This is a genomic window from Jonesia denitrificans DSM 20603, assembly GCF_000024065.1.
GTDB lineage: Bacteria > Actinomycetota > Actinomycetes > Actinomycetales > Cellulomonadaceae > Jonesia > Jonesia denitrificans.
The window spans coordinates 945,979-970,771 of record NC_013174.1 but is presented as its reverse complement, the minus strand read 5'-3'; the positions used below and the strand labels follow the sequence as shown (position 1 = coordinate 970,771).

Annotated in this window: 30 protein-coding genes, 5 tRNA genes and 2 pseudogenes; 10 read left to right on the top strand and 27 right to left on the bottom strand. The window is 59.5% G+C overall.

Translation table 11 applies throughout. The features are described from left to right. Nucleotides 1–18: 18 nt before the first annotated feature. The 7 genes and pseudogenes from JDEN_RS04600 to JDEN_RS04570 all read right to left on the bottom strand — a co-directional run bounded on the left by JDEN_RS04600 (nt 19) and on the right by JDEN_RS04570 (nt 7,127). Nucleotides 19–1,896, bottom strand: coding sequence for a heavy metal translocating P-type ATPase (locus JDEN_RS04600; protein WP_041288175.1), 1,878 nt, complete (start codon nt 1,894–1,896; stop codon nt 19–21). 58 nt (nt 1,897–1,954) lie between these two features. Next, the gene (locus JDEN_RS04595) at nt 1,955–2,683 is read right to left on the bottom strand and encodes a Crp/Fnr family transcriptional regulator (RefSeq protein WP_015771202.1); all 729 of its coding nucleotides are present in this window, start codon (nt 2,681–2,683) and stop codon (nt 1,955–1,957) included. Between the two features lie 63 nt (nt 2,684–2,746). Continuing rightward, the gene (locus JDEN_RS04590; RefSeq protein ID WP_015771201.1) at nt 2,747–3,415 is read right to left on the bottom strand and encodes a class I SAM-dependent methyltransferase; all 669 of its coding nucleotides are present in this window, start codon (nt 3,413–3,415) and stop codon (nt 2,747–2,749) included. After that, nucleotides 3,412–4,317 carry an NADP-dependent oxidoreductase gene (locus JDEN_RS04585; RefSeq protein ID WP_015771200.1) on the bottom strand — a complete coding sequence of 302 codons (906 nt, stop codon included), beginning with the start codon at nt 4,315–4,317 and terminating at the stop codon, nt 3,412–3,414. Before JDEN_RS04585 ends, JDEN_RS04590 begins: the two co-directional genes overlap by 4 nt. A gap of 35 nt (nt 4,318–4,352) precedes the next feature. After that, nucleotides 4,353–4,784 (bottom strand): annotated as a pseudogene (locus JDEN_RS04580) (cupin domain-containing protein). A gap of 15 nt (nt 4,785–4,799) precedes the next feature. After that, nucleotides 4,800–6,839 (bottom strand): heavy metal translocating P-type ATPase, encoded by a 2,040-nt coding sequence (locus JDEN_RS04575; protein ID WP_015771198.1) that lies wholly within the window; start codon nt 6,837–6,839, stop codon nt 4,800–4,802. A 51-nt stretch (nt 6,840–6,890) separates the two neighbouring features. Further along, the gene (locus JDEN_RS04570; RefSeq protein ID WP_015771197.1) at nt 6,891–7,127 is read right to left on the bottom strand and encodes a heavy-metal-associated domain-containing protein; all 237 of its coding nucleotides are present in this window, start codon (nt 7,125–7,127) and stop codon (nt 6,891–6,893) included. 239 nt (nt 7,128–7,366) lie between these two features. Here JDEN_RS04570 and JDEN_RS13410 point away from each other — a divergent pair. Together JDEN_RS13410 and JDEN_RS12945 are read left to right on the top strand one after the other, a co-directional pair. Then, nucleotides 7,367–7,510: pseudogene (locus JDEN_RS13410) on the top strand (IS3 family transposase); the annotation flags it as partial. Between the two features lie 98 nt (nt 7,511–7,608). Then, nucleotides 7,609–8,133 carry a recombinase zinc ribbon domain-containing protein gene (locus JDEN_RS12945; RefSeq protein WP_049754423.1) on the top strand — a complete coding sequence of 175 codons (525 nt, stop codon included), beginning with the start codon at nt 7,609–7,611 and terminating at the stop codon, nt 8,131–8,133. Nucleotides 8,134–8,362: 229 nt separating this feature from the next. On the opposite strand, the gene JDEN_RS04555 is transcribed toward JDEN_RS12945, so the two are convergent. The 6 genes from JDEN_RS04555 to JDEN_RS04530 all read right to left on the bottom strand — a co-directional run bounded on the left by JDEN_RS04555 (nt 8,363) and on the right by JDEN_RS04530 (nt 11,578). Beyond that, nucleotides 8,363–8,438: transfer RNA gene (locus tag JDEN_RS04555), tRNA-His, on the bottom strand. A gap of 89 nt (nt 8,439–8,527) precedes the next feature. After that, the gene (orn, locus tag JDEN_RS04550; protein WP_015771196.1) at nt 8,528–9,196 is read right to left on the bottom strand and encodes an oligoribonuclease; all 669 of its coding nucleotides are present in this window, start codon (nt 9,194–9,196) and stop codon (nt 8,528–8,530) included. After that, nucleotides 9,193–9,960: a type I methionyl aminopeptidase gene (gene map / locus JDEN_RS04545; protein ID WP_015771195.1), complete on the bottom strand. Its 768-nt coding sequence runs from the start codon at nt 9,958–9,960 to the stop codon at nt 9,193–9,195. Before map ends, orn begins: the two co-directional genes overlap by 4 nt. Nucleotides 9,961–9,969: 9 nt before the next feature. After that, nucleotides 9,970–10,449 carry a ribonuclease HI gene (gene rnhA, locus JDEN_RS04540; protein WP_049754512.1) on the bottom strand — a complete coding sequence of 160 codons (480 nt, stop codon included), beginning with the start codon at nt 10,447–10,449 and terminating at the stop codon, nt 9,970–9,972. A 104-nt stretch (nt 10,450–10,553) separates the two neighbouring features. Then, nucleotides 10,554–10,630 (bottom strand) — tRNA-Arg (locus JDEN_RS04535). 45 nt (nt 10,631–10,675) lie between these two features. Continuing rightward, nucleotides 10,676–11,578 carry an ATP-grasp domain-containing protein gene (locus JDEN_RS04530; RefSeq protein ID WP_015771193.1) on the bottom strand — a complete coding sequence of 301 codons (903 nt, stop codon included), beginning with the start codon at nt 11,576–11,578 and terminating at the stop codon, nt 10,676–10,678. Between the two features lie 73 nt (nt 11,579–11,651). On the opposite strand from JDEN_RS04530, the gene JDEN_RS04525 reads away from it, so the two are divergent. The 3 genes from JDEN_RS04525 to JDEN_RS13795 all read left to right on the top strand — a co-directional run bounded on the left by JDEN_RS04525 (nt 11,652) and on the right by JDEN_RS13795 (nt 13,117). Then, a complete protein-coding gene (locus JDEN_RS04525) occupies nt 11,652–12,272 on the top strand; it encodes an L-threonylcarbamoyladenylate synthase (RefSeq protein WP_015771192.1) in 621 nt (206 codons plus the stop codon). A 129-nt stretch (nt 12,273–12,401) separates the two neighbouring features. Further along, the gene (locus tag JDEN_RS04520) at nt 12,402–12,965 is read left to right on the top strand and encodes a Dps family protein (protein ID WP_015771191.1); all 564 of its coding nucleotides are present in this window, start codon (nt 12,402–12,404) and stop codon (nt 12,963–12,965) included. Between the two features lie 11 nt (nt 12,966–12,976). Next, a complete protein-coding gene (locus JDEN_RS13795) occupies nt 12,977–13,117 on the top strand; it encodes a hypothetical protein (RefSeq protein WP_169304094.1) in 141 nt (46 codons plus the stop codon). A 23-nt stretch (nt 13,118–13,140) separates the two neighbouring features. Here the strand turns inward: JDEN_RS13795 and JDEN_RS04515 are convergent, their stop codons facing one another. From JDEN_RS04515 to JDEN_RS04495, 5 genes are all read right to left on the bottom strand, one after another. Further along, nucleotides 13,141–13,320 carry a hypothetical protein gene (locus JDEN_RS04515; protein WP_015771189.1) on the bottom strand — a complete coding sequence of 60 codons (180 nt, stop codon included), beginning with the start codon at nt 13,318–13,320 and terminating at the stop codon, nt 13,141–13,143. Between the two features lie 164 nt (nt 13,321–13,484). Next, nucleotides 13,485–13,560 (bottom strand) — tRNA-Lys (locus tag JDEN_RS04510). 139 nt (nt 13,561–13,699) lie between these two features. Then, nucleotides 13,700–13,775 (bottom strand) — tRNA-Lys (locus tag JDEN_RS04505). A gap of 110 nt (nt 13,776–13,885) precedes the next feature. After that, nucleotides 13,886–14,116 carry a hypothetical protein gene (locus tag JDEN_RS04500; protein WP_015771188.1) on the bottom strand — a complete coding sequence of 77 codons (231 nt, stop codon included), beginning with the start codon at nt 14,114–14,116 and terminating at the stop codon, nt 13,886–13,888. Between the two features lie 292 nt (nt 14,117–14,408). Then, nucleotides 14,409–14,771 (bottom strand): GroES family chaperonin, encoded by a 363-nt coding sequence (locus tag JDEN_RS04495; protein ID WP_041287823.1) that lies wholly within the window; start codon nt 14,769–14,771, stop codon nt 14,409–14,411. Between the two features lie 63 nt (nt 14,772–14,834). Between JDEN_RS04495 and bcp the strand changes: the two genes are divergently transcribed. Then, nucleotides 14,835–15,308 (top strand): thioredoxin-dependent thiol peroxidase, encoded by a 474-nt coding sequence (bcp, locus tag JDEN_RS04490; protein ID WP_015771186.1) that lies wholly within the window; start codon nt 14,835–14,837, stop codon nt 15,306–15,308. Nucleotides 15,309–15,333: 25 nt separating this feature from the next. Beyond that, nucleotides 15,334–15,415, top strand: a tRNA-Leu gene (locus JDEN_RS04485). 141 nt (nt 15,416–15,556) lie between these two features. Here the strand turns inward: JDEN_RS04485 and JDEN_RS13405 are convergent. Next, complete coding sequence (locus JDEN_RS13405) at nt 15,557–15,775, bottom strand: linear amide C-N hydrolase (protein ID WP_226926658.1); 219 nt, start codon at nt 15,773–15,775, stop codon at nt 15,557–15,559. A gap of 284 nt (nt 15,776–16,059) precedes the next feature. Then, nucleotides 16,060–16,674, bottom strand: coding sequence for a phosphoribosylanthranilate isomerase (locus JDEN_RS04475; protein WP_015771184.1), 615 nt, complete (start codon nt 16,672–16,674; stop codon nt 16,060–16,062). Nucleotides 16,675–16,786: 112 nt separating this feature from the next. Between JDEN_RS04475 and trmB the strand changes: the two genes are divergently transcribed. Continuing rightward, entirely contained in the window at nt 16,787–17,581 is a 795-nt protein-coding gene (gene trmB / locus JDEN_RS04470; protein WP_015771183.1) for a tRNA (guanosine(46)-N7)-methyltransferase TrmB, read from the top strand. A 35-nt stretch (nt 17,582–17,616) separates the two neighbouring features. Here the strand turns inward: trmB and JDEN_RS04465 are convergent, their stop codons facing one another. Both JDEN_RS04465 and trxA read right to left on the bottom strand, forming a co-directional pair. Beyond that, nucleotides 17,617–18,171 (bottom strand): hypothetical protein, encoded by a 555-nt coding sequence (locus JDEN_RS04465; RefSeq protein WP_143713243.1) that lies wholly within the window; start codon nt 18,169–18,171, stop codon nt 17,617–17,619. Nucleotides 18,172–18,475: 304 nt separating this feature from the next. Next, on the bottom strand, nt 18,476–18,856 hold the full coding sequence (trxA, locus tag JDEN_RS04460; protein ID WP_015771181.1) for a thioredoxin: 381 nt from the start codon (nt 18,854–18,856) through the stop codon (nt 18,476–18,478). A gap of 211 nt (nt 18,857–19,067) precedes the next feature. Here trxA and JDEN_RS04455 point away from each other — a divergent pair, with 211 nt between their 5' ends. Then, nucleotides 19,068–19,643, top strand: a complete 576-nt coding sequence (locus tag JDEN_RS04455) for an NUDIX hydrolase family protein (RefSeq protein WP_015771180.1) — start codon at nt 19,068–19,070, stop codon at nt 19,641–19,643. Between the two features lies 1 nt (nt 19,644). Here the strand turns inward: JDEN_RS04455 and JDEN_RS04450 are convergent, their stop codons facing one another. Further along, nucleotides 19,645–21,309: an ABC-F family ATP-binding cassette domain-containing protein gene (locus JDEN_RS04450; RefSeq protein ID WP_015771179.1), complete on the bottom strand. Its 1,665-nt coding sequence runs from the start codon at nt 21,307–21,309 to the stop codon at nt 19,645–19,647. 23 nt (nt 21,310–21,332) lie between these two features. Between JDEN_RS04450 and JDEN_RS04445 the strand changes: the two genes are divergently transcribed. Further along, nucleotides 21,333–21,737 carry a DUF3054 domain-containing protein gene (locus JDEN_RS04445; protein ID WP_041287821.1) on the top strand — a complete coding sequence of 135 codons (405 nt, stop codon included), beginning with the start codon at nt 21,333–21,335 and terminating at the stop codon, nt 21,735–21,737. Here the strand turns inward: JDEN_RS04445 and rdgB are convergent. The 4 genes from rdgB to JDEN_RS04425 all read right to left on the bottom strand — a co-directional run bounded on the left by rdgB (nt 21,690) and on the right by JDEN_RS04425 (nt 24,791). Next, the gene (rdgB, locus tag JDEN_RS04440; RefSeq protein ID WP_015771177.1) at nt 21,690–22,322 is read right to left on the bottom strand and encodes an RdgB/HAM1 family non-canonical purine NTP pyrophosphatase; all 633 of its coding nucleotides are present in this window, start codon (nt 22,320–22,322) and stop codon (nt 21,690–21,692) included. The two genes, JDEN_RS04445 and rdgB, sit on opposite strands and share 48 nt — an antisense overlap. Before the next feature lie 31 nt (nt 22,323–22,353). Continuing rightward, nucleotides 22,354–23,136, bottom strand: coding sequence for an MBL fold metallo-hydrolase (locus JDEN_RS04435; RefSeq protein ID WP_226926602.1), 783 nt, complete (start codon nt 23,134–23,136; stop codon nt 22,354–22,356). 17 nt (nt 23,137–23,153) lie between these two features. Next, nucleotides 23,154–23,960 carry a glutamate racemase gene (gene murI, locus JDEN_RS04430; RefSeq protein WP_015771175.1) on the bottom strand — a complete coding sequence of 269 codons (807 nt, stop codon included), beginning with the start codon at nt 23,958–23,960 and terminating at the stop codon, nt 23,154–23,156. 135 nt (nt 23,961–24,095) lie between these two features. Then, on the bottom strand, nt 24,096–24,791 hold the full coding sequence (locus JDEN_RS04425) for a DUF2017 family protein (RefSeq protein WP_015771174.1): 696 nt from the start codon (nt 24,789–24,791) through the stop codon (nt 24,096–24,098). Nucleotides 24,792–24,793: the final 2 nt, after the last annotated feature.

Sequence of the window (24,793 nt, the reverse complement as noted above, 5' to 3'; positions counted from 1 at the left end):
GTGAGTCGGCCTTGCGGGTTAGCCTACCGGCACTTCCCGCCGAGCAGGGCTCTCGCGCCGCGCACCCCGGTGCGCTCGGAGCGCGCGGAGCGCCGACAGAATGGCCACAAGGTCAACAATCTCTTGCAGCAGCGCTCCCACCACCGCCGGCAAATAGCCGAATGCGGCGACGAGCATCAAACCGACTGAGATGATGATGCCCATCCAGATCGACTGCAGGGCGATCTGCACCGTGCGCCGCGAGACATAGGCCACATCTGCCACTCGCGCGATGTCGTTCGAGATGATCACCGCCGCTGCTGACTCGCTCGCGACCGTTGCACCCCTGCCCGCCATCGCAACACCGACATCGGCGGCCGCGAGCACCGGGGCATCATTGATCCCATCGCCGACCATGAGTACGGGTCTCGGCCGCATCGCCTGCACAATCCGCACCTTGGTCTGGGGAGTGGTCTCAGCGTGCACCGTCTGAATGTCGACCGCGTGTGCGACAGACTCCGCGGTCGACGTGATATCACCGGTCACCATCGCGATCTCGGCTACGCCTGCTCGGCGAAGACGGGACACCGTGTCTGCAGACTGCTCACGAATCGGGTCGGACAAGATGATCACTCCGGCGAGCTCGTCACCGACCGATACGTAGACGGCCGTCTCCCCAGCTGAGAGTACGGGTCGATCGATCGGCCCGGTCACCTCTTCGATAAATGAGGGCTTGCCCACTCGCACCGAAGTGCCGTCTGCCAGAGAGGCGAGGACACCGTTTGTTGCCACCTCGTCGGCCGTCACCACTTCGGGAAGCTCAAGTTGCTGTGTGCGTGCCGATGCCACGATCGGATCGGCGAACACGTGCACGGAGTACTGCTCGGCGGCGGCCGCGAGCTGCAGCGTCTCGTCTACGGTGCGAGCAGCAGGGTGAATCTCGACGACGTCGGCTTTACCTTCGGTCAAGGTGCCGGTCTTGTCGAATGCGACTGCACGGACCCGGGCGAGCACCTCTAACACGCCACCGTCTTTGATGATGACGTTGAGCTTTGCCGCGGAACTCATCCCGCCCATAAACGCGACCGGGGTGGCGATGAGCAGCGGGCACGGCGTCGCCACGACGAGCACCTCGGCAAATCGCACCGGATCCCCGCTGAGAAACCACGCGAAGCCCGCAATCAGCAATGACACAATGGTGAACGGCACCGCATAACGGTCGGCGAGTCGCACCATCGGTGCCCGGGAGTCCACGGCCTCCTCGACCAACCGTACGATCGAGGCGTAGTTCGAATCGGCTGCCACCTTCTGCGCGCGCATCGTGAAGCTCGTCGTTCTGTTGACCGTTCCAGAAAGCAGTGGGTCGCCCGCGTGGTAGTTCACCGGGATCGGTTCACCGGTCACGGATGATTCATCAATCGTCGCGTGATCCGATAGGAGCACCCCGTCGACGGGGAGGATCTCTGAGGAGCGCACCAGCAGTTCGTCGCCGACCTTCACCTCTTCGATCGCGATGCGTTCGACCTCACCTGTTACCGGGTGAATTCGACCCGCGAATGCTGGGGCTCGGTTCAACAGTTGGTCGAGTTCTCGGCTCGCGCGGCGAGCGGCGAGGTCTTCGAGTGCTTCCCCTCCGGTGAGCATCAACGCGATGATGAGCCCCGCGACATATTCCTGTACGGCGAGTGTCGCGATCATGGCGATGACCGCAAGAATGTCGAGCCCCCAATGCCCGCGCATCAGATCTTTGAACATGTCGATCGCGGTGATCACGATCACGATACCGAGCACCAAGTATGCGGTGACCCCGAGAGCCATCTCTGCGCCGGTCAGCCAGAGCATAACCCCGGTCGCCAAACCGACGAGCACGAACATCATGAGCTTGCGGTTGCGAAGAAAATCCACCGTCGATGACATTGCGTGTGACGCTTCCGAGGTACGTGGGGCGATGGTCTGGGCTGGCACGGTGCTGTTCTCAGTCTCTCCTCGTGAGGGTTGAGAGTGCGGTGAGCGCGGTCACATCAGTGATCGTGATCCGCCCCTGTTCCTGTTGTGAGATCACCCCGGTGTCTGTGAGTTTGCGAAGTTGCCGACTGAGGGACTCTGGTGTCGTGGACAGGAGCAAGGCGATGTCCTTCTTTGCGAGCGGCAGCGTCACGTCGATGGCTCCTCGCGGCCCTGGCGTCGCAGGGAGCGAGAGCAGGCAATCGGCGAGACGAGAGCTCACGTTTCCCGAGATGACAGAAGCCAGTCGCGCCTCAGTATCTTCCAAGCGCTGACTCACTCCTTGCAGCATGCACGGCCCGATGCTCGGATACTTCTCGACGAGACGCCCGAGATCGGCATGACGGAACACGCACAGTTCAGTATACACGAGCGCTTCTGCTGCGTGATCGGGTCTCGTGCCGGTGAGAAACGCGGACTCTCCGATGAAGTCGCCCGGCCCGAGGACCCGGATCACCTGCTCGTGCCCAGCCGCACTTGTTCGAGCGATCTTCACCTGACCGGTGTGCACCACCATCAACTGCGACATATCCGAGCCTGCTATATACGCCTGCTCGACAGCGTCTAATCGGACGGTACGTGCAAATCCTGCAACTTCCACTTGCTGCGTATGTGTGAGCCCTTGAAACAGTGGTACACGGGCCACGCAGAGATCATTTGCTGGATCAGCATCCACATCGGTTGAAACAGCCAACGGCATCCTTCCCTTCCAGTCCCTTCCGTTCCCTTCTAGTATGGCGACTCGTGGCACAACACCCGCGCTTCAGCTGAAGCCAGGGGTGGCGCGTGCAGTGATGTACGCGTGGGGCGTCCGCGGGTTCGAGCGCTGCCCGATCACCTCGAACCCGGCGTGGGTGAGGGCTTCGACCATTTTGTTCATCGGCCACCGGTATGCGGCGGCGACCGGATGGTCGAATACCTCCAGCCGCGGCCCCGCGAAAAAGGACATCAGCAGCGATCCGCCGTCACCCAGCCGAGTGCGCAGTGTTACGAGCGCGTGTAGGAGCTCTTCTGAACTCATGTGAATGGTCGAATACCAGGCGAGGATCCCGCCCCAGCGGGTCTCGCAACGGGCGAGATCTTCGATGGAATCGTGATGGAACACAACCGCGGGATGTCTGGCTCGGGCAATCGTGATGAGGCGATCCGATGGCTCGAGCCCTTCCACCGTGTGTCCGAGGCGTGCGAGGTGACCGGTCCAACGCCCGGTACCCGCGCCGACATCGAGAATGGGGCCATCGACTGCCGCGGCCCACGGCTCGATGACCGCACGATCAGGGTCATCCGGTGAGATCTCGGCACCGAGAATGCCCTCGATATCAACCTCAGGCGACCCGTATGCATCGGCCACCCGGTTTATTGAGGCCACAGGATCAGACGTCCGTGCTTCTGTGAATACGGCGTCCGTCGGTGCCTCAGGCAGCTGGGTCATGGTTCGATGATCACTTTGCCGGCAGTGTGCCCGGCCTCCACCATGGCGACGGCTTCCGCAGCCCGATCGAGACTGTACCGGTCCGTCACCTGCGGGTCGACGAGACCGTACTGGGCGACGCCGGTGACCTTCTCGAGCCCTTCACGCGTGCGCACCACCGCTACGCCACCGAGTTGCTGCACGGTGGTCGGGTCTGCGGTACTGATGATGACGCTCGGGTCTTTGGCGACGACCGCGAGATCACGAACCGCCTGCCCACCGACCAGGTCGATGAGCACATCAACACCCTCCGGCGCGATGGCACGCACCCGGTCAGCCGCACCCTCCCCGGAGGCAACGAACGTCGCACCGGTCGACTCCACCAGTTCCTGCTTCGCTGCACTGGCCACACCGATGACCGTGAACTTGTGCACATTGCCGATCTGCGCCGCCATCAGCCCGACCCCACCTCCGGCGCCAAGAATCAGCATCGTCTGACCAGGTTCCAGCTCGATCTGATGCGTCACGTCATACGCAGTCGCCCCTGCGACAGGCAGTGCTGCAGCGTCAACAAAGGAAAGCTCTTCGGGCTTCTGGACGGTTTGTGCCGCATCCAACACTGTGTGCTTCGCGAACGTTCCCTGTCCTTTGGCCGCGAGGCCGAGCACCATGTCACCGACAGCGAAGTTCTCGACCTCTGCGCCTACGGCGGTGACGACACCGGAGGCCTCTCGGCCCATCGGTGCGGGAAGCGGCCAGTGGGAGCCCATCTGCCCCGCACGGATCTTCCAGTCAGCAGGGTTCACCCCGGCCGCTTTCACTTCGATCGCGAGCTCTCCAGGCCCAGGCGCCGGTGCGGGGCGTTCAACGAGTTCCTGCGTCTCGGGGCCGCCATAGGCGGCGAAGACCAGCGCTTTCGACATTATTGACTTCTCCTCATTCTCCAGGTGAGTGACACTTACTTGGTTGCCTGTGGCGGAGAGTCTTCACCCGAAGCCTCTGCCGCATCAGCGAGTTCCTTCGTGGCATACGCCGCGTCAATTGCGTGCTCCGGAGGTGAATAGACGGTGTAGAGCACCAACGGCTCATTGCCAGTGTTGCGGAAGTTGTGGCGAGTACCGGCCGGGACAGCGCACAGGTCGCCAGCATCAACGGTGTGCGTCTCGCCGTCAAAGTCGGCCTCTCCGCTGCCCCGACACAAAACTCAGCAACTGGTCGGTGGTGTCATGCACCTCGTCGCCGATCTCCCCGCCCACCGGAATCGTCATCGCAACGAGTTGGGAAAGCTTTCCCGTCGGAGCACCTGACGAAAATTCGTGTTTGCTTTCGCGACCTCGTCGATGATGAAGTGCGTCGCCTTCTCGCCGACGCTGAACTGGTTCTCACTCATGTGTGTGGTCCTTTCTCAAGATGGAAGTTCGGATGAACTCTGGGCCGTGGCTGGTTCGACCGGGCGGCCTGTTTCATGTGCGGCTCGGGCGCGTTCACTCCTCGACAACGCAGTGGCTCCTTGGGTGTTGCGCAGCAGGCGCACCGCGTTGAGGATTACGATGAGCACCGATCCCTCGTGCACGAGCATGCCGATAGCCATCGTGACACCCCCTGCGAAGACCCCGACGAGCAGCACGACAACGGTGATGAGCGCGATCCAGATGTTCTGGCGCATGACGTTCACGGTGCGTTTGGCGAGGCTGATTGCTTCGGGCAGTTTCAAGAGGTTGTCACCCATCAGGGCAATGTCTGCCGTCTCCACGGCCACCGCTGAGCCCGCTGCACCCATGGCAACACCAATGTCGGCGGTCGCGAGGGCCGGGGCGTCGTTCACGCCGTCGCCCACCATCGCGACCGTGTGCCCCTCGCGCTGCAACCGCGCGACAGCGTCGAGCTTGTCCTCGGGTAGCAACGAAGCATGGATCTCATCGATGCCGACCGCCTCACCGATGGCTTCGGCGACAAGGCGCGTATCTCCGGTGAGCATCACCACCTTCTGCACCCCGCTAGCGTGCAAGCGCCTGATCATCTCGGGGGCATCCTCGCGGATCGTATCTGCGACACCGATTACGCCAAGCAGGCTCTCATCGACCGCGACAATCATCGGGGTCTTGCCTGCCGCCGCCAGTTTCTTCGCAGCCACAGCCGCCCCCGCGTCGTTCACGATCCCGTACTGTTCGAGCAGCGGCACGTTACCGATGAGTACCCGCTTGTCGTGAGCGTCGGCCACGATCCCCTTGCCCACGACCGGTGTGACCGATCCCGGAAGCCCCTCGGGGGCCACTCCTTCTTCTCGTGCGGTGTCGAGGATCGGGCGGGCAAGTGGGTGCTCGGACCCTGCTTCTGCGGCGGCTGCCCAGCGAAGCACCTCGCGCCGATCCGCTTCAGGATTGAGCACAACGATGTCGGTGAGTACCGGGCGGCCCTCGGTGAGAGTCCCCGTCTTATCGACTGCGACGGCCGAGATCTTGGCCGAGGTTTCGAGGTACTCGCCGCCCTTGATGAGAATCCCGTTGCGGGCCGAGCGGCCGATTCCCGCTACGATCGCCACGGGAATCGAGATGACGAGCGCGCCCGGGCAACCGATCACGAGCAACGTGAGGCCGAGCACTACGTCACCAGAGATGAGGCCCGCCGCAAGCGCGAGTACCATCACCGCGGGCGTGTACCACTTCGAGAATCGGTCGATGAATGCCTGCGTTTTCGCTTTCGCATCCTGCGCTTCTTCGACACGGTGAATGATGCGCGCGAGCGTCGTGTCGGCTCCGATGCCGGTCGCCATGACCTGTAGGAATCCGCCCCGCGAGATCGTGCCCGCAAACACGTGATCTGACTTCGTCTTTTCGACCGGGATCGACTCACCCGTGATCGATGCCTCGTCGATCGCTCCGGTGCCTGACACGACCTGCCCGTCGACGGGAACTTTCGCTCCGTTCTTTACGAGCACGATCTCGCCCATGCGCACCTGATGTGCGGCGATCTCGACCTGCTCACCGTCGCGCATCACGACTGCAACGTCGGGGGCCACCGCGACCAACTCAGCGAGCGCTGCACGGGTCTTGTTCATCGTGCCGGCTTCGAGAGCGTGACCGATCGCGAAGAGGAACGTCACGGCGGCAGCTTCCCAGAAGTTGCCGATGAGTATCGCGCCGAACGCTGCAATCGATACGAGCAGGTCGATACTGATGAACTTTACGAGCAGTGCCCGGACGGCCTTCACGACGATTCCGTACCCCGCGACAATTGCTGCGGCGAGCATGAACGCGTTCGCAAGGGTAAACACATGACCAGAACCGTGGGCGTGTTCGCCAGCGTCGATCCACCATTGCGGACCGACCGTGACGTTCCAGCTGCCGACGAAGAGCTTTTCGACGCCAAACGACACGAGAATGAGGAGGCCCGAGACAACGGGAATGAACCAGTTGCCATACCGCCACTTACGGAACGCGTTCACGAATGTGCCGCCTTTCGAATTGATGAACTTAGTGCGTTAGGAACCGTTTGGCTAGAACGCGGAGGCCTTCGACTTATAGCCGGCCTTATCGACAGCAGCAATGAGATCGTCGACGGAACTTCTTGTCTCATCGTGGTCGATCTCAACGCGACCCGAGGCGAAGTGCACCGTCACGTTCTCGACGCCATCGAGCTTGCCGACCTGCTTCTCGATCTTGGTCACGCACGACGGGCACGAGAAACCCTCGGCGCGCAGCAGAGTGTGGGTGATGTCAGTAGCGTTCGCCATGATGAGTCCTTTCGCTTCACCCCGAAACGGGGATCGACCAGGAGGTTCCTGGCCTTCACCACCCAGACTATTGTGTTGACAGAGCCTCAGCCTTGACCTAGATCAAGTCGTGCTCGGAGCTCCTCTCTGTCGCTCACCAGCTACTTGGGTGCCATGAGTCGCTTCTTGGTTGATCTGCTGGGCGCCATGAAGGTCTACAAGACCGAACTGATCCGTCAGCAAGGCCCTGGCGGACGGTCGAGGAGGTCGAGCTTGCGACCCTCGAATACGTGTGGTGGTGGAACCATGAGCGGCTCCACGGGGAACTCGATATGCGTACTCCGATCGAGGTCGAACAGGCGTACTACGCTGAAACCGAGACGCTTCTGTCACCGACCGGCTGACAGGGAAACCGGTCGGAACAAGAGCCAGGCCAATTCAATTGTGCCCAAAGAAGTCTGGTACCAGGTACAGGCCGTGCTCGACGCACACAAATCCGCAGGTGCATGACCACTACCTGAAGGACACCATCTACTGCGGTCAGTGCGGCGAACGGCTGATCATCACGAACGCAAGAAACCGGCACGGCAACGTCTACCCATACTTCGTGTGCTCAGGCAGGCACTCTGGGAAGACCGAGTGCACAAGGCAAGCCATGCTCATCGAAGACGTCGAGCGGCTCATCGAGAAATACTACGAGATGATCGAAGTGTCACCCGGCATGCGGCATGACCTCGCCGGAAAGATTCACGCAGACTTCGACCTGCTCATGGCGAACGAGACGAAAGAGTTGTCGCGGCTGACGAGCGAGCGCGACCGTCTCGATGATGAGCGGATGAAGCTGTTGCAGGCCCACTATGCGGGGGCGGTACCGATCGACCTGTTGAAGCAGGAGCAAGAACGCATCGCGAACCAGATCAGGGACATTCAACACCGGCTCGAAGCACATCACGAGGAGTATGCGTCGGCTCGGGCAAACTTCGATGACTCGCTCGGGCTGCTCGCCACCATCGTGAGTGTGTACTAGCGCGCTGATGATACGAACCGGCGGCGGTGTAACCAGGCGTTTTTCCATCGGATCTTCATCGAGGAAGAAGGGAATGTGCGGGTCGAGTACGAGCGGCCCTTCGGGTCACTCTGCGACACGGAGGAGCAGATGAACGCCCTGAACTGGGCGGCTGAAGCGAAAAAGAAGGGAGAGGTTCAACCCGAACGAAGAGTGGTGACTCTTGTCGAGGGTTTGAACCTCTCCCATTTGGGGTGAGTAACGGGACTTGAACCCGCGACCCCCTGGACCACAACCAGGTGCTCTACCTGCTGAGCTATACCCACCATGGCGCTGATTTTGTCAGCGACCTAGAAAAGCATACCCGGTCAGAGCCGGAAAACCGAAACTGAACGGAGGTGATCCACACCACCCACTAGTTGGGGGTGTCCTCGGAGGAGGGAACGGACAGTGCGGTGATCGTTCCGCTGACAGAGTTCTGCACAATGTCCGCTGCGACCCGACGTGATTGTTGTGTGTCAAGGCCTGGGCTCTCTTTGAACATGGCCTTGCGGTAGTACCGCAGTTCATCAATGGATTCCAGGATGTCTGCGAGCGCTCGGTGTCCCCCGTTTTTCCCAGGTGCGGCGTAGTAGGTGCGGGGGTACCAGCGGCGTGCGAGTTCTTTCATGGAAGACACGTCGATGATGCGGTAGTGCAGGTGCGCGGTGAGGGCAGGCATGTCTCTGTTGAGGAAGAGACGGTCCGTGCCCACAGAGTTTCCTGCCAGGGGGGCTTTACGGGCTACGGGACTGTGTTTTTTGACGTAGCGCAACACACGTTGTTCGGCGTCTTCGAGGGTGAGTCCGTCGTCGAGTTCGTTGAGCAGCCCGGAGCGGGTGTGCATGGTCCGCACAAAGTCGCCCATCGTGGTCAGGGCTTCTGTGGGAGGTTTGATGACGAGGTCAATCCCCTCGTCGAGGGGATTGAGCTCGCTGTCGGTCACGATCGCTGCGATTTCGATGAGCGCATCTTGGGTGATGTCGAGCCCGGTCATTTCGCAGTCGATCCACACAATGGGGTGAGTGGGTGCGCTGTTGGTCATGGGATTGTGAGGATGTCAGGCCCTTGCGCTGTGATGGCGATGGTGTGCTCCCAGTGCGCTGAGCGGCCGCCTTTGATGGATCGGATGGTCCACCCGTCGTCGTCGTAGTAGTAGCTGTCTTTGCCGCCGAGGATGAACATGGGTTCAATGCAGATGACCATGCCCTCTTCGAGGCGTGTGCCTTTCCCTTTTTTGGCTTTGTTGGGGACGAAGGGGTCCATGTGCATTTCTGTGCCGATGCCGTGTCCACCGTGGTCTTCGAGGTTACCGAGGCGGTGTTTGCGGGCTAGTGCGTGAACAGCGTGGCCGATGTCTCCCACGGTGTTTCCTACCTGGGCGGCTTCGATCCCGGCGTAGAGGGCTTGGCGTGTGACCTCGATGAGGTGTTCGTCTTCGGGGCGTGGTGTGCCAACGATGAAGGTGCGGGCGGCGTCACCGCACCATCCGTCAAGGACCGCACCAAAGTCGATGGACACGACGTCACCGTCTGCGATCAGTTGGTCGGTGGGGATACCGTGGACCACGGCGTCGTTGACGGATGCACAGATGGATCCGGGGAAGGGTGATGGCGCCCAGTCTGGGTGGTAGTTGAGGAAGGGGGATGTTGCACCATGGTCGGCGAGGACTTGAGCGCCGACAGCGTCGAGCTCTTTGAGTGACACTCCTGGTGCGGCTGCTTGTTGCATTTCCTCGAGGGCGGTGGCAACAACTGCACCAACAACCCGCATCTTTTCGATCTGTTCTGGCGTTTTCTTCTCAATCACAGTGTCACGCTACTCCTTGGTGGCCGGCATGTGCCGGGAGGGTGGTTCCGTGGGTGTGCTACTCGTCGTTGAGCGCACAAGTTCGACTCCCTTGTTGGCGAGTTCGTCAGCTTTGTCGTTTCCTACGTCTCCGGAGTGACCTTTCACCCAGGTCCAGGTGACGCGGTGGCGGGTGACTTGGTCGTCAAGTTCGCGCCAGAGTTCAGCGTTCTTGACAGGTTTTTTGTCTGCAGTACGCCACCCGTTGCGTTTCCACCCATGAATCCACGAGGTGATGCCTTTCATCACGTAAGTGGAGTCAACGTGGAGGTTTACATCACAGGGACGTTTGAGTGCGCGGAGCCCTTCAATGACGGCCATGAGCTCCATGCGATTATTCGTTGTGTGGTTTTCACCACCAAAGAGTTCTTTGGTGTGGGCCCCGGAGGTCATCCACACACCCCAACCCCCTACCCCGGGGTTCCCTTTGCAGGCCCCGTCGGTCCACATTGTCACGGTGGCGCGGTCGCTGTCATCACTGGTGGACTGGTTGTTCACTCAACGTCCTGGGTTGTGGGAATAAGACAATCACCGTTCACGGTGGGGTCCATCTGTGGCGCCCCCGACAGGATTCGAACCTGCGACCTAGGGATTAGAAGGCCCTTGCTCTATCCAACTGAGCTACGGAGGCACGACGATTCTACGCACAATCGCCGTGCCTCACTAAATTGAACGCCTAGGAATCGAGGCGTGAAGCGACCGCTTGAGCGAATCGCTGTGCAGCTTCTTCGTTCTCAGCAAAGAACAGGGTGGGTTCGGTGAGTTCAATTTCGAGAAGCACTGGTTCACCAGTGTCTGAGGGAATGAGGTCAACACGGGCATACAAGAAACGTTCCTCATCACCGGTGATCTCGTGGGCGGCGTGTAACGCTTTGCGGGCTAACTCCACATACTCCGGTTCTGCGCCATCTCCCACGGTCACTTCAACCTGATACTGGGACGCGGGGGCATCCCCACGCGCAAGCATCGGGTTTTTCCTTGCAGCATGGGAGAACTGACCATCAATGAAAATCAGTGAGGTCTCACCTTTCTCATCAATCTGCTTCAAGTACGGCTGGATCATGACGTGGCGCCCCGACAGCAACAGGTCACGCACATGCATGATCGCTTCACCGCGTGCTTGAGCGGTGGCCTCCTGGTAGCGGGCAGTATCTTTGGCACCAGCAGAAATCGTGGGCTTAATAACGTAGTCACCAAAGGCAGGAAGCCGCGTGTGGATCGCCTGCGAGGTGAAGTGACGCGCCGGGTCAAGCCACAGCGTCCTCACCACTGGGATCCCACGTTCTTCCATTTCCTTTAAGTAATACTTATCAATGTTCCACTCCACCACGTCAGCGTGATTGAGTAACCGTGGAACAGATTTCGCCCATGACACAAACTCGTCCCGGCGTGCCGCATAGTCACGGGTTGAGCGCACGACAACGAGGTCAAACTCATCCCACGCCACCGCCGGGTCATCCCACACAGCGGGCACCGCATCGATACTTTCCTGAGCCAACGCACCCACCAGATGCTGGTCATCAGGTGCAAGGTCAGGAAGGTCAGAACAAGTCACAAGAGCTACGCGTCGATTCGTCACACACCCAAGGGTAGTCCATGGCCCCCCGGCGCGGTGCGGTTGCGGATCGCCGGTGAGGAACTAGTCTGCGAACATGGCGAAGTTCTTTGACATCCACCCAGACAACCCCCAACAACGGCTCATTTCCCAGGTGGCAGACGCCCTCCGCAACGGCGCGGTGATCGCCTACCCCACCGACTCTGGTTATGCACTGGGATGCGCCATGGACAACCACTTCGGTTCTGACCGAATCCGCGCGATCCGTGACCTCGATGAGCGTCACCATATGACACTCGTGTGTTCTGATTTCTCCCAGCTTGGTCAACTCGTCATCCTCGACAATCACGCATTCCGTGCCATCAAAGCTGCCACTCCTGGCCCTTACACATTCATTTTGCCCGCCACCAAAGAAGTACCCCGCCGCCTGGCCCACCCCAAGAAGAAAACAGTGGGTGTGCGCATCCCAGACAACGAAATTGTGCGCAGCATTATCGCGGAACTGGGGGAACCGATCTTGTCGAGCTCCCTGATCCTGCCTGACATCGACTCCCCACTCACTGAAGGGTGGCAAATCAAAGAAGAACTCGACCACGTGCTTGACGCTGTTGTCGAAGCAGGCGATTGCGGGGAGGAACCCACCACAGTGATTGACTACTCCTCTGGTAGCGCGGAAGTTGTGCGTGTTGGGGCTGGAGATACCGCACGGTTCGAATAGTCGCGCTCCCGTTCGCCCATAGCCGATGTGCCCGCCCCAGCAGGCGGGTGCAGCGAAACAGCGTTAGCGTAACGAGTGTCACCACAGATCACATGAGCGGATCACACCCCAAAAGGAGGGTTTTCAACCATGGCAAGTGACATGTATGCGAACTACACCGTGCCTGGACTGGAGTTAGCTGACGGACACAAGGTCGCCGACACACTCCAGATGCGCATCCACGCACTGAACGACCTGCAACTCACCCTCAAACACGCCCACTGGAACGTTGTTGGACGCGACTTCATTTCCGTCCACGAAATGCTTGACCCCCAAATTGACCAAGTGCGTGCCATGGTTGACGCCCTCGCGGAGCGCATGGCCACCCTCGGGGTTGCCCCGAACGGGTTGCCCGGCGACCTCACCGCGAAGCGGACATGGCACGACTACCCCATTGGGCGGGCGACCACCTCTGAACATCTCGCCGCGCTGGACGTGGTGTACAACGGGGTCATCTCGGACCACCGTGCCGCCCTCGAACTAGTGTCTGACCTTGACCCGATCACCGAGGACATCCTCATCTCCCAAACCGGGGAACTGGAACTGTTCCAATGGTTTATGCGTTCCCACCTGGAAAATCCCAGTGGTGAACTGCTGACTGAGAATATTGAAAGCGCGAAGGAAGCTGCCGCTGCGGCTCGGCGCGTGAACTAGCAGTTGAGGTGATGATGCCTGCACAGGTGGCACTTGTTGTCATTGATATGCAGGAGGCGTACTTTCAGGACCCTGCGTTGGCCAGCCAACGCAGGGTCCTGTCACGTCGCGTGAACTCTGCTATCGGGTTGGCAGAGCTGTTGGGGCTTTAACCCAAACCTCATCTACAGTGTGTTCATAGTTGAGTGTCGTCATCGACGACCACATGGGGGTCTTTGAGCGGGTCGTTGGCGTCAAGGGTGCGCGGGTCGTCTTGCCCGCCTTGTTCCACTGGTTGTCCGTCCCGGCCATCGAGTGGAACCATGTCTGGCGCTTCTTCCGCTGAGTGGACGTCGCGTGGTTCGTTGGGGAGCATCGCTTCCTTCTTCCAAGTGGACTTGTGCGGACTTTTTCTACCCTGCCATGATCGGGTGACCTGCGCATGCGCTGGGTGATGTGGGCGGTCCGGAGGGATTGCCTCACCGATGCGCCACGTTGGTGGGCATGAAAAAAGCCGGATCGTGTGATCCGGCTTTTGTGTGGTGCGCCATCAGGGACTCGAACCCCGAACCCGCTGATTAAGAGTCAGCTGCTCTGCCTATTGAGCTAATGGCGCGCACAAGAAACAATAGCAACGGCCTGCAGATTCTCCAATTTCTCGTTGTGTCACCCTCGTCACTTTTTGCGCGCTCGAGGACGCGTTGAGGCCGGTGGGGGTAAAGAAAAACCCAAGACGTGTGTCTTGGGTTTTCATCTGGTGCGCCATCAGGGACTCGAACCCCGAACCCGCTGATTAAGAGTCAGCTGCTCTGCCTATTGAGCTAATGGCGCGCACAAGAAACAATAGCAATCGAGCGGGAAATCTCCAATGTGAGTGCGTGTCGCGCTCGTCACTGTCACAGGGCGTCGTAGCCCCTCGCACCCCTCACTCGCATGTACCCCTATGCGCTGTGGGCTCTCTTTTCCTGCTGGTCACCAGGGAGCGGCACACAGCGTGCAGCCGATGAACTCACCGCTAAGTCAGCGAGCAGCGCCGCAGGAATGTCACCAGACCTGATCCGATCAGCGGGGCTTTCCTCACCAAGCAGTGCACGCACATCGTCGTTGAGTTCAACATCAAAAAGGTCCTCAGGGCTGAACTCACTAGGCAGTTCGCGTGGTTCACGACGCATCGCGCTCTCCTTGCCATTAGGGGGACGGATCCAAGCCACACAGCGGGTTTCGTGGCACTCAATTAAGCGTGCCTTGCAAACCTAAAATCTGCGTGAGAGATGTGCGTGAATCGGGGGTGAATATTGTTTTTCACCCCACCCTGATCCTCACAGCATCTCTTGCGTCATCGGTCAGTAACTCTGTGAGCTTGCTCCTTTGACCCTACCCACCAGCAGCAGATCCGCCCATAGTGACTGATTCCCATCATGGGAACTCAAGTGAGGGCGAGAACGTGCCGAGTGCATCGGCAATTTACAGGTATAGGCCTGTTGGGCGCTCTGATTCGTCGGCTTGCGCAACCGCGTGGATATCTTTCTCGCGCAGCAGTACGTAGTCTGTACCAGCGATATCAACCTCAGCGCGATCTTCAGGGTCAAACAAGACCCGGTCCCCGAGCCGGACCTGGCGCACGTTGTCACCCAGGGCGGCAACAAGCGCCCACGCAAGTTTCTTCGGACCAACCGCTGTGGCTGGGATCACCAAACCGGCGCTGGATTGTCGTTCCGTGGTGTCTTTCTCAGGGTGCACCAACACGCGGTCGTGGAGCATCCGCACGGGCAGTTGCGGTGCCGCCCGCCCAGGTGTGGTGTCAGAGGTGTTCGTTGAGTCGTTCACACCCTCTACGGTACCGATAGCATGGCCCTGACCGTTAATGCTCACACCTTGTGGAAGGTTGTCATGTCTGTTCGCCTTGAACCCGGAACACCCGCACCCGCTTTCACCGCCCCCACTGCAACAGGTGAGGAATTTTCTCTTGCCGATGCGGCGGGCAAGAAAGTGATCCTCTATTTTTACCCCGCAGCTGGCACTCCCGGTTGCACCACCCAGGCGTGTGACTTCCGCGACTCGTTGGCGTCCCTCCAAGGTGCCGGATACACGGTCATTGGGGTCTCCCCCGACTCCGCGGACAAACTCGCGTCCTTCGCAGACAAAGAACACCTCACCTTCCCGCTTGTCGCCGACCCTGACAAAACCATTGCCACTGCTTACGGCGCTTACGGTGAGAAGAACAATTACGGGCGTACCGTGATGGGAATTATCCGCTCCACCTTCGTCCTGGATGAGGACCACACCATCACTCACGCCCTGTACAACGTGAAAGCAACCGGGCACGTGGCACGCCTACGGCGGGACCTTGGTCTCGACGGGTAAAAATATCCCGTACACTTGTGGGTGCGCGCGAGTGGCGAAATTGGCAGACGCGCTGGATTTAGGTTCCAGTGTCTTCGGACGTGGGGGTTCAAGTCCCCCCTCGCGCACGTGAACGACGTCAACCCCTGACCCGGGAGTACTCTTGGGTCAGGGGTTTCGTGTTCCGAGGGCAGAATTGGTGCTCAACGCACTCGGTACCGAGGGTACAGGGGCACGGTGACCAGCCCCACAGCAACACTAGCCCTGGTTCAGTTCTGACGGTGAATCTGCTGCCCGGTGATCAAGGGGAAAGTCACTAGCGCATCGGAGTCTAGGTCCTCACGGTGTATGTCCACGGCGCTCAGCTGACTATTCTCGTACGTCCGGTAGTAATAAATTCCCCGGTCAGTGTTGCAGCAGGAGGAATAAATGGTGATCTCATACTTACTGTCATCCTCGACAAGCACACAGCCGCGCTGCTGCGCGATGCTATGAACGACGCGCTCTTGGAACTGGTTAACTCCTGTGCGCTCGCGCCCGTGAACAGGGTGACAGAGATCGTTGGCTCACGTGATGCTCGCCTTGCCACGCTTCTTCGCGAAATTGACACCCGGACGGGCCTCAGGGTTCCTGACCAGTAAGGCTCATACGAAAGGAAGGAACGTGCAGGTGTCTGTGCGAATTGCGCACGAACGTGACCTTGACCAAGCTGCTGACACTCTTGCCGATGCGTTTGCTGACTACCCGTGGACACGGTACGTGACCCCACTAGTCACCGGGGACACGATACTCCTCTGGCGGCCTGTACAAATGCCGCAATCTTCGCGGGGTCTTTGACTCCAGGGGCGCTTTCCACACCGCTTGACACGTCCACACCCCACGGTGACGTGGTGGTGATCGCGTCTGCAACATTGTCTGGGGTGAGCCCGCCGGCCAACAACCACCGGCCAGTTGGTCGGCGGTGAGCAAGCGCCGCGAAATCCCAGGTGTGTCCTGACCCTGCCTGGGGCGCATCGAGAAGCAAGAGTTCCTCACCATACGCACCGACCGTGAGGTTTGGGCTGGCCGATAGCGAGGTGGCTCGCCACACACGGGGAAAACGGGCCGCAGCGTACGCCACATCGTCGTCACTGTATTGGCCGTGAAGTTGAAGCACACTAACACCGGTAGATTCTGCAAGCGCGAGCGCGTCGGCGATGGGGGTGGTGGCGACAACGAGGACAGTGTCGATGGTGCAGTCCACGGTGGCGGTGAGTGTGCTGATGTGTGGTGGTGTGAGGTGGCGGGGGCTGGTGGGGGCGTGGACGAATCCGATGGCGTCAACGTGTGCGGCTTGGGCTGCGTCGATGGCGTGGGGGTCGGTGAGTCCACACACTTTGATGTACATCGTGTCTCCTTTGGTTGCGTCTTTGTGAGTGTATCTGGCACTAGACTGGGTCGTTGATCCCGCGCTGTGATGTGGGCGCTTGGCGCCTGACTGAAGGAATGTGAGTTGAGTGGTGAATAACGACGCCGCATCTGTGTCTGTGAGCCCTGATGAACCTGGTGATGGTGACGCTGTGGCACCTGTGGAGGAGATGGGTGAGGGGCAGGTAGAGGCTGGTGAGCACCGGCCCAAGATTGTGTCGTTTGTGTCCCGGTCGACGCGGTTGAAGGGCCGTCAGCAGCGGGCGTGGGATGAGTTGGCTCCGTTGTTTGTGATTGCTCCGCCCCGGTTGATGTCGCGAACCTCGATTGCTCCTGAGGCTGTTTTTGATCCTGGTGAGGTGTTTGGTCGTTCGGGGCGGCTTGTGGTGGAGATTGGGTCTGGGCAGGGTGAGTGTGTGGTTCATGCCGCACAGCAGGCGTCGGATACTGATTTTTTGGCGTTAGAAGTGTATGTGCCGGGGATCGCGTCGACGTTGTATCGGATTCGTCGGACGGGTGTGTCAAATGTTCGGGTGATTCATGCGGATGCAGCGCAGGCAGTGGACACGTATTTGCCTGCTGCGGGTGTTGATGAAGTGTGGATTTTCTTCCCTGACCCGTGGCATAAGTCCCGTCACCATAAGCGTCGGTTGATTCAGCCTGCGTTCCTTGACCGTTTGACGCGTGTGCTTCGCCCTGGTGGTGTGGTGCGGTTGGCTACTGATTGGCAGGATTATGCGGATCATATGCGGGAAACTTTCGATGCGCACCCGCAGTTCACGTTGGTGAGTACGGACCGTTTTGAGGGGCGTCCGTTAACGAGTTTTGAGCGGAAAGGGTTGGAGAAGGACCGGGTGGTCACTGATCTTGCCTACACAGTGCGTTAGGGGGCGCGCAGGTGGCGCATTGTTTTTGTCATGTCCTACCTACTGACAGTGGTTGCTCCCACGGTGGACGGTACACAAATACTCTGTAACCGGTTCATTTCTTCGACAGTGACTTTGTGTCGTTCAAGACCATCAGGATCAAGTGTCATTTCGTGATAATAGGGGACCCATGCATCTCTGGTCCGCTCCCATTGTTCAGTCCACACCTCACGCGACGGCGCATCAGGCATGTCATATCCTTGAGCAATCACACATTCCCGTAGGTCAAGAACTCGATCATATTCTTCGTCTGCGGAGTTATTCACGTAATCGGGAAGAGAGAGGGACTCAGAACATTCAGTGAGGAGAGCATCCGCTTCCTCATCAGTCATATGTGTGAGCGCCCCTTGGCTCTGCGGGCCGTAGGAGATCCCAAAAGTTCCGTTGTCCGCCGTTCCTTCAACTCCGTGAGCAGCCAAACAAGCCACCCCCGCGTTAGCGTATTCCTCATTTTGCGCACGAACCTCAGCCATCCACGCTGGCGGCGTGTAAGTTGGCAGCGTTTCATCACTGTCGTGCCCCTGAGAAGCGCACGCTGAAAGTGTGGACACACCAACCACGGCGGCTAGGACCATCCAACGACGACCATTCATCGGTTGTCTTCGTTCCTCTTCACAATCAAGCCCCTCAGGCTATTTGCGCAATTCACGTGTTCACGCAAGTCCGTGGTTTTTGCTTCTATCACACCCTAGTTGCGGTCAACCGCCCCGTCAATGGACTGACCAGCCATAACGTGGGGATTCATCCCATGTTGTTGGGGACAGCAACGGCGGGGCACCCCTTCATGGGGCACCCCGCCGTTGTCTCGGTCAGCGTTGCAAGGTAGACCGTGCCTGCTGTCTCACAGTGTGAGCGTTACTGCTGTGCTGCTTCTTCTGCCTGAGCTTGCGCGAGTTGCTTGCGCACATCGTCCATGTCGAGACCTTTCACACCGTCAACAACCTGCTGGAGGGACTGTGCTGGCAGGGCGCCAGGCTGAGCGAACACGAGGATTCCTTCACGGAATGCCATCAGTGTGGGGATGGAGGTGATTTGCAGCGCAGCAGCGAGTTCCTGCTCAGCTTCTGTGTCAACCTTCGCGTAGTAGATGTCCGAGTGCTGTTCGGAGGATTGCTCAAAAATAGGTCCGAACTGTTTGCAGGGTCCGCACCATTCAGCCCAAAAGTCGACCAGGACGATGTCGTTGTTGGCGACTGTGTCAGCGAACTGTTCTTTGGTGATGTCGTGGGTGGCCAAGTGAGACCTCTTTTCTGTGCGGGTGTCTTCACTGGGTTACACAGTGAAGTGATCCAGCAGCTCAGGTGCCACCAAATCCGTTCTGTCAAAACACTACCGGGGTTCACTATGTTCCGCCGGTTGTTTGGCTGTTGGCGAACCTCAGTGAAGTCCTGGGGGTTGGGAGCGCGCCCAGGTGCGCAGATGGGGTGGGGCAGGGTAGAACAAAGGGGTGACTGACACAGTGGATTTCCCTGACCCAAGCTTTGGTGACCGCCCCAACCCGGTGGGGTGGCTTGATGCACACCGAATGGATGAGGTACGCAGCCTGCTTCCCTTGGTGTACGTTGACGCCGTGCCTGTGCGGGTGGATGAGTCTGGTGATGTCATCCAGGTCGGATTATTATTACGCGCCACTGAGTCCGGGCACATGATGCGTGCCCTTGTGTCAGGTCGGGTGATGTATCACGAACGGGTTCGTGATGCGTTGGTGCGGCACATTGAAAAGGATCTTGGTCCGGTGGCTTTACCGTCGATTCCAGCGTCCCCGCAACCGTTCACTGTGGCGGAGTATTTTCCCACCCCTGGTGTGACACCGTTCTATGATGACCGGCACCACGCGGTGTCACTTGCCTATATTGTGCCGGTGCGCGGCGACTGTTCTCCGCAACAAAACAACCTTGAACTGACCTGGCTAACCCCAGAGGAAGCGTGTTCGCCACGCATCCTCGCTCACATGCAAGGCGGTCAGGACATGTTGTTAAAGCAGGCGCTCGCCCACGCGGGTCGCCTGCCCGACCTGTCGTAACTTAGTGACCCCCAGCCGCGGAAGCGTGCTCAATGTGTAGGTGTGGCCACTGGGTGAAGTCCCGCTGAATGGTTCTGTCGTGGGAGGCGACAACCACAGCAGCCGCCGTGTGGAGCAGGTGTTGACACAAATCATCGACAAGGTCGATTGACAGGTGGTTCGTGGGTTCGTCCAGCAGGAGAACGTGCGGTTTGGCAAGGAGCGCACAGGCCACATCGAAGCGTCGGCGTTGCCCGGTGGACAGTTGTGACAACGGCGTGTCAAGTTCCTCATCGGTGAGTAAGCCTAGGTACGCCACGGGCATGATGTGGTCAGGGTCAAGTTGCCCCGATTCCAGGAGGTCCAACCCAACGCGCGCTGCCGCGTCAAAGCCGGTGGGATCAGTGTCACCGCTTGCCCCCACCCGGTTGGGTGATTCTTGCATCACCACGCCGATGCGCACATCGGCACGCGCATAACGGTACCCCTGGTCCACGGGCAGTTGCCCGGCGAGCGCTGCAAGGAGGGTGGATTTTCCGGCGGCGTTCGCGCCGGTGATCAAAAGGCGCCCTGACGGTGGGATCACAACGCGCTGTCCGGGCAGGTGCAATCGGACTGTGTCTTTGCCGATGCGCGGATTACGGATCTCAATCAGGGTTGCGTCAGCTTCCCACCCGGGGTTCAGGGCGGGCAGGTCTGGGAAGTTGAGGTGTGGAGGGGGTGGTGGGATCGGCAGGGCGTTGGCTTTCCCGGATTCCACGAGCCGGTCGGCGGCTTTGACGTGGATGCGTGCGCGTGTTCCTCGCCTGTGTTTTTGGGAGCCTTTGGGTGGCCGCCATTCATCAGATAGCCCTTCATAGGAGCGATCCAGCCGGTGCTCTAGTCGTGCGAGGCGTTTTTGTTGTGCCTGGTACAGGGAGCGCCACTTGCGGCGGTATTCGTTCTTGGCGAACCGGAACTTCAAGTACCCCGGCTCACCGTAGAGCTTGGGGGTGCCATCCATGGTGGGGTCCATGTCGAAGATCGCAGTGGCGGTGTCGTCGAGGAGTTGACGGTCGTGGGTGACAAAGATGACCCCTCCACGCCAGGTCGTAAGGACGTGGGTGAGGAACGCAATCCCGGTCGCGTCAAGGTGGTTGGTGGGCTCGTCAAGGAGGAGGAAATCGGCCCGTGACGCCAGGTGAATGGCGAGGCGCGCGCGGAAACGTTCACCTACTGACATGTGGGTGAGTTGGCGGGTGCGATCAGTGGGGGCGCTTAAGCGTGACAGTGCGGTGTTGATGCGTTGTTCGGCTTGCCAGGGGGCGAGGTAGTTCAGTGTGGCAAGAAGGTCAGCGAGGTCAGCCATGGTGCCGTGATCATGGTCAAAAGCTGCCGATGCGCGCTCGAGTTCCTGCCCAACTTCTGTCACCTGAGCAAGGGCGGCATCGATGAGGTCGCCGAGGGTGTCGTTGTGGGGGTGTAGTTCTTGGCTCACATACGTGCAGGTGCCGTCACGGGTGATATGACCTTCGTGGGGGTCTCGTTCCCCAGCAAGGATGGACAAGAGGGTGGATTTTCCGCAGCCGTTCTCCCCCACAATGGCGATGCGGTCGCCTTGGTTGACCGTGAAGGTGAGGTTGTGGAACACCTCGTTGTCCGGGTAGGAGTAGCTCAAGGAGTCGGCGTGGAGGTGCATTGTTCCCATACTAGTTGGGTTACGGTAATGGGGTGAGACTCGTTGCCGTGTGGTTTGCCCTCGATGTGGTTCTTGTTGTGTTGTTTGCTGCCGCTGGGCGGCAGTCCCACAATGAGGTGGCGACGATCGTGGGGATCGCTGACACGGCCTGGCCTTTCTTGCTGGGGTTGTTGGTGGGGTGGGTGATTACCCGGCAGTGGCAGACCACCACGACGGGGTTACCCATCGTGTTTCAGGTCTGGCCAGCAGCTATCATGTTGGCGTTTGTCACGTGGGCGTTTGCGTTGGCAATCCGGGTCCTCGCCGGGGACACCAACAGTGGCGGGTTCCCCTTTGTTGCGTTGGGATTTTTGTTACTCATGTTGGTGGGGTGGCGCATTGTGTGGGGGTCAGTTGTTCGCGTGCGCGCCCAACGCAGCAACGATATGCGGGACTAGCGCCCGGAACGCGTTGCCTCGGTGGCTGATCGCGTTCTTTTCCTCGGCGCTGAGTTCAGCGCAGGACCGGTCATAACCCAACGGAAGAAGGATGGGGTCATACCCAAACCCACCCTCGCCTCGCGGCGCGGTCAAGAGGGTGCCTTCCAGTGTTCCACGTTCCACATGTTCGTCCCCGTTGGGGGTCACCAGTGCGGCCGCACACACGAACCGTGCCGAGCGGTGCTCAGTGGGGACGTCCTCAAGTTGGCGCAACAGCAGGTCAAGGTTCCCCTGATCATCCCCATGGCCTCCTGCCCACCGGGCTGAGAAAATACCTGGAGCTCCTCCAAGAACGTCCACGGCAAGTCCGGAGTCATCAGCAATGGCAACGAGACCGGTTTCTTGTGCCAGAACACGTGCTTTGATCAGCGCGTTGTCCTCGAACGTCACCGCATCCTCAACGGGCGGGGTGACATCGAACGCCGACGCGGACACCACCGCACCGTCCTTAAGGAACGCGAGCGCGGGTTCTGCGGCGAGGATCGCGGCAAGTTCACGGACCTTGTGGTCGTTGTGTGTGGCAAGAACGATGCGGGCTGACATGGTATTTCCTTCCTTGTCGCCGGGAAAACAATTAGAGAATATAGGTACGGTCGGGTTCTGCCACGCTGATGGGGCCGGAGTACTGGTCGTGGGCTTCGCGCACAGAGACGTGAGGGTCGTTCCACGCGGGGATGTGGGTGAGAACCAGGGATCGTGCCCCTGCACGTTCTGCGATGTGACCAGCTTTTGCGCCGGTCAGGTGGAGCCCTTCGATTGCGTCGTCGCGGCCTTCGATGAAGGCCGCTTCGGACAAAAAGAGGTCCACGTTCGCTGCCAGGTCGTCAAGGGAGTCACAGATGTCGGTGTCTCCGGTGTAGGCCAGGGTGACACGGTCTGCAGGTGAGTGCTCGCTGGGCCCTTCGATGCGGAACCCAAAGGCTTCAACGGGGTGACGCACGCTGCGCACATCGATGGTCAGTGGACCAACCTCGATACGGTCACCATCACTGAGAGTGTTGTGGACGAACTGACCATCCATGTTTTCGCCCTCGTCGAGCCCGTACATGCACCCGAGGCGTTCTTGGGTGTCCCGAGGACCGTAGACGGTGACGGGTGTGCATTGGGATTTCTCCGTGCCATACGACGGGTGATACCGGTAGTACACGTAATAACCGGCCATGTCCGCGCAGTGGTCGGGGTGCAGGTGGGATAAAAACACCGCGTTCACGTCAAAAGGGTTGACGTGCCGTTGCAATGCCCCCAGTGCCCCGGAGCCTAGATCAAGGACAACAGACCACTGTTTCCCGTCCTCGTCGTCTGCTTGAACCAGGTAGCTCGATGCAGGTGACTGCGGGCCAGGATATGAGCCGGCCATCCCAAGAACTGTGAGTTTCATCCGACCATCTCCACTGTTGCAACCTCTGGCCCCAAAAAGCGGCGCGCCAACACGTGAAACGCGTGCGTGTCACCGGTGGCAAAGAATTGGTGACGAGGCGGCCCGGCTTCCGGGCTACGTTCTAACCCATGGGCCACCAGCGTGCGGTACACATCTTTTGCTGTTTCCTCAGCTGACGACACCAACGTGACGTCCTCCCCCATGACATACGAGATCGCACCAGTGAGTAGCGGGTAGTGCGTGCACCCCAGAATAAGGGTGTCAACATCATGATGTTTCAACGAATCCAAATAGCGTGTCGCTGCTTCGATGACGCGAGGACCAGTGGTGATTCCGGCCTCAACAAGTTCCACAAAGTCAGGGCAGGCAACTGACGAGACAGTAAGGTCAGCGGCCACCGACAGCGCATCGTCATACGCCCGAGAAGCAACTGTCGCCTGGGTTCCAATGACCCCTATCTTGCCGGTGCGCGTCGCAGCAACAGCCCGCCGCGCAGCGGGCAAAATCACCTCAACCACCGGGATACCGCGCCCGACCGTGTACCGTTCACGCGCATCGCGAAGCACCGCAGCAGAAGCCGTGTTGCAGGCAATAACCAACATTTTCACGCCGTCATCCACCAGACGGTCCATGATCGTCAACGCCAACTCCCGAACTAGCGCCAATGGCTTAGGCCCGTAGGGGGTGTTCGCTGTATCGCCGATGTACGTGATCGACTCACCCGGCAACTGATCAAGGATGGACCGAGCAACAGTCAGCCCGCCCACACCGGAGTCGAAAATCCCAATAGGTGAATCATTCACACTACGAGGGTAGCCAACCTGACAGACACCTGGGGACTGACTACCCCCAGATCACCGTGATACGTGATTGATGCCACAAAAGTTGAGGTGCCCTATGGGGGACCTTTGTGGGCCACACCACCAAGAACGAGCGGACTACTCCCCCACCGTTCGATCGTCGCTGAGCATGCACTCCACTAACGACTCCTGTAAATACCCACACAGCATATAAAGCATCCCCAACACATAGCGGCGCTCGTCGTCAGGGTCGAGATCATCAATATCTTGCTGCTCCATGAGAAAGTCACCCAACGCGTCAGAAGCCTCATCATCAACAAGGTCCAACCGTTCAGCAAGCACCAACCGCATATCCGTCAACGTCATCGCCACATCGGCGCAATCCGCGCGGGTGACAGCCCACTCCACGTGCTTATCCTCATCGGATGACGGCTCCGCCTCCATGAGTTGCCCCGCAAAAGCAACCAAACGTGACACCTTGGCTTCACGGATATCACCATCGGTGAACTTACGAAACTCCGCCGCCACCTCAGGGTCCAAGGACGCATCCGGCACCAAACGGCGCACCGCGGGGTCAGTGGGCACATCAATAAACGGTTCACCCGACAACCCAGCTAACACCCGGTTGAGCTGAGGAAGATCAGGAACGCGCACCTTCGGAGCCCCAGACACATCCTGCTGCTCTTCCTCATCCGAAGAATCAGCCATGTGATCCTGCCCCAACAGTTCAATGACCTCACCAGCAACCTGGACCAGGTAAAACCGCTCACCGGTAGTTAAGTACGCCAAATATGCGTCCCCATCAAACGGGCTCAGCACAAAAGGATGTGCCACAC

Excerpts from the sequence above, each read along its gene's own strand:
- JDEN_RS04600 (WP_041288175.1), bottom strand. The coding sequence starts at position 1,896 with ATGTCATCGACGGTGGATTTTCTTCGCAACCGCAAGCTCATGATGTTC.
- JDEN_RS04595 (WP_015771202.1), bottom strand. The coding sequence starts at position 2,683 with ATGCCGTTGGCTGTTTCAACCGATGTGGATGCTGATCCAGCAAATGAT.
- JDEN_RS04590 (WP_015771201.1), bottom strand. The coding sequence starts at position 3,415 with ATGACCCAGCTGCCTGAGGCACCGACGGACGCCGTATTCACAGAAGCA.
- JDEN_RS04585 (WP_015771200.1), bottom strand. The coding sequence starts at position 4,317 with ATGTCGAAAGCGCTGGTCTTCGCCGCCTATGGCGGCCCCGAGACGCAG.
- JDEN_RS04570 (WP_015771197.1), bottom strand. The coding sequence starts at position 7,127 with ATGGCGAACGCTACTGACATCACCCACACTCTGCTGCGCGCCGAGGGT.
- orn (WP_015771196.1), bottom strand. The coding sequence starts at position 9,196 with ATGACCAACAGCGCACCCACTCACCCCATTGTGTGGATCGACTGCGAA.
- rnhA (WP_049754512.1), bottom strand. The coding sequence starts at position 10,449 with ATGTGGACCGACGGGGCCTGCAAAGGGAACCCCGGGGTAGGGGGTTGG.
- JDEN_RS04525 (WP_015771192.1), top strand. The coding sequence starts at position 11,652 with ATGGCGAAGTTCTTTGACATCCACCCAGACAACCCCCAACAACGGCTC.
- JDEN_RS04520 (WP_015771191.1), top strand. The coding sequence starts at position 12,402 with ATGGCAAGTGACATGTATGCGAACTACACCGTGCCTGGACTGGAGTTA.
- JDEN_RS13795 (WP_169304094.1), top strand. The coding sequence starts at position 12,977 with ATGATGCCTGCACAGGTGGCACTTGTTGTCATTGATATGCAGGAGGCG.
- JDEN_RS04515 (WP_015771189.1), bottom strand. The coding sequence starts at position 13,320 with ATGCTCCCCAACGAACCACGCGACGTCCACTCAGCGGAAGAAGCGCCA.
- JDEN_RS04500 (WP_015771188.1), bottom strand. The coding sequence starts at position 14,116 with ATGCGTCGTGAACCACGCGAACTGCCTAGTGAGTTCAGCCCTGAGGAC.
- bcp (WP_015771186.1), top strand. The coding sequence starts at position 14,835 with ATGTCTGTTCGCCTTGAACCCGGAACACCCGCACCCGCTTTCACCGCC.
- JDEN_RS04475 (WP_015771184.1), bottom strand. The coding sequence starts at position 16,674 with ATGTACATCAAAGTGTGTGGACTCACCGACCCCCACGCCATCGACGCA.
- JDEN_RS04450 (WP_015771179.1), bottom strand. The coding sequence starts at position 21,309 with ATGGGAACAATGCACCTCCACGCCGACTCCTTGAGCTACTCCTACCCG.
- rdgB (WP_015771177.1), bottom strand. The coding sequence starts at position 22,322 with ATGTCAGCCCGCATCGTTCTTGCCACACACAACGACCACAAGGTCCGT.
- JDEN_RS04435 (WP_226926602.1), bottom strand. The coding sequence starts at position 23,136 with ATGGCCGGCTCATATCCTGGCCCGCAGTCACCTGCATCGAGCTACCTG.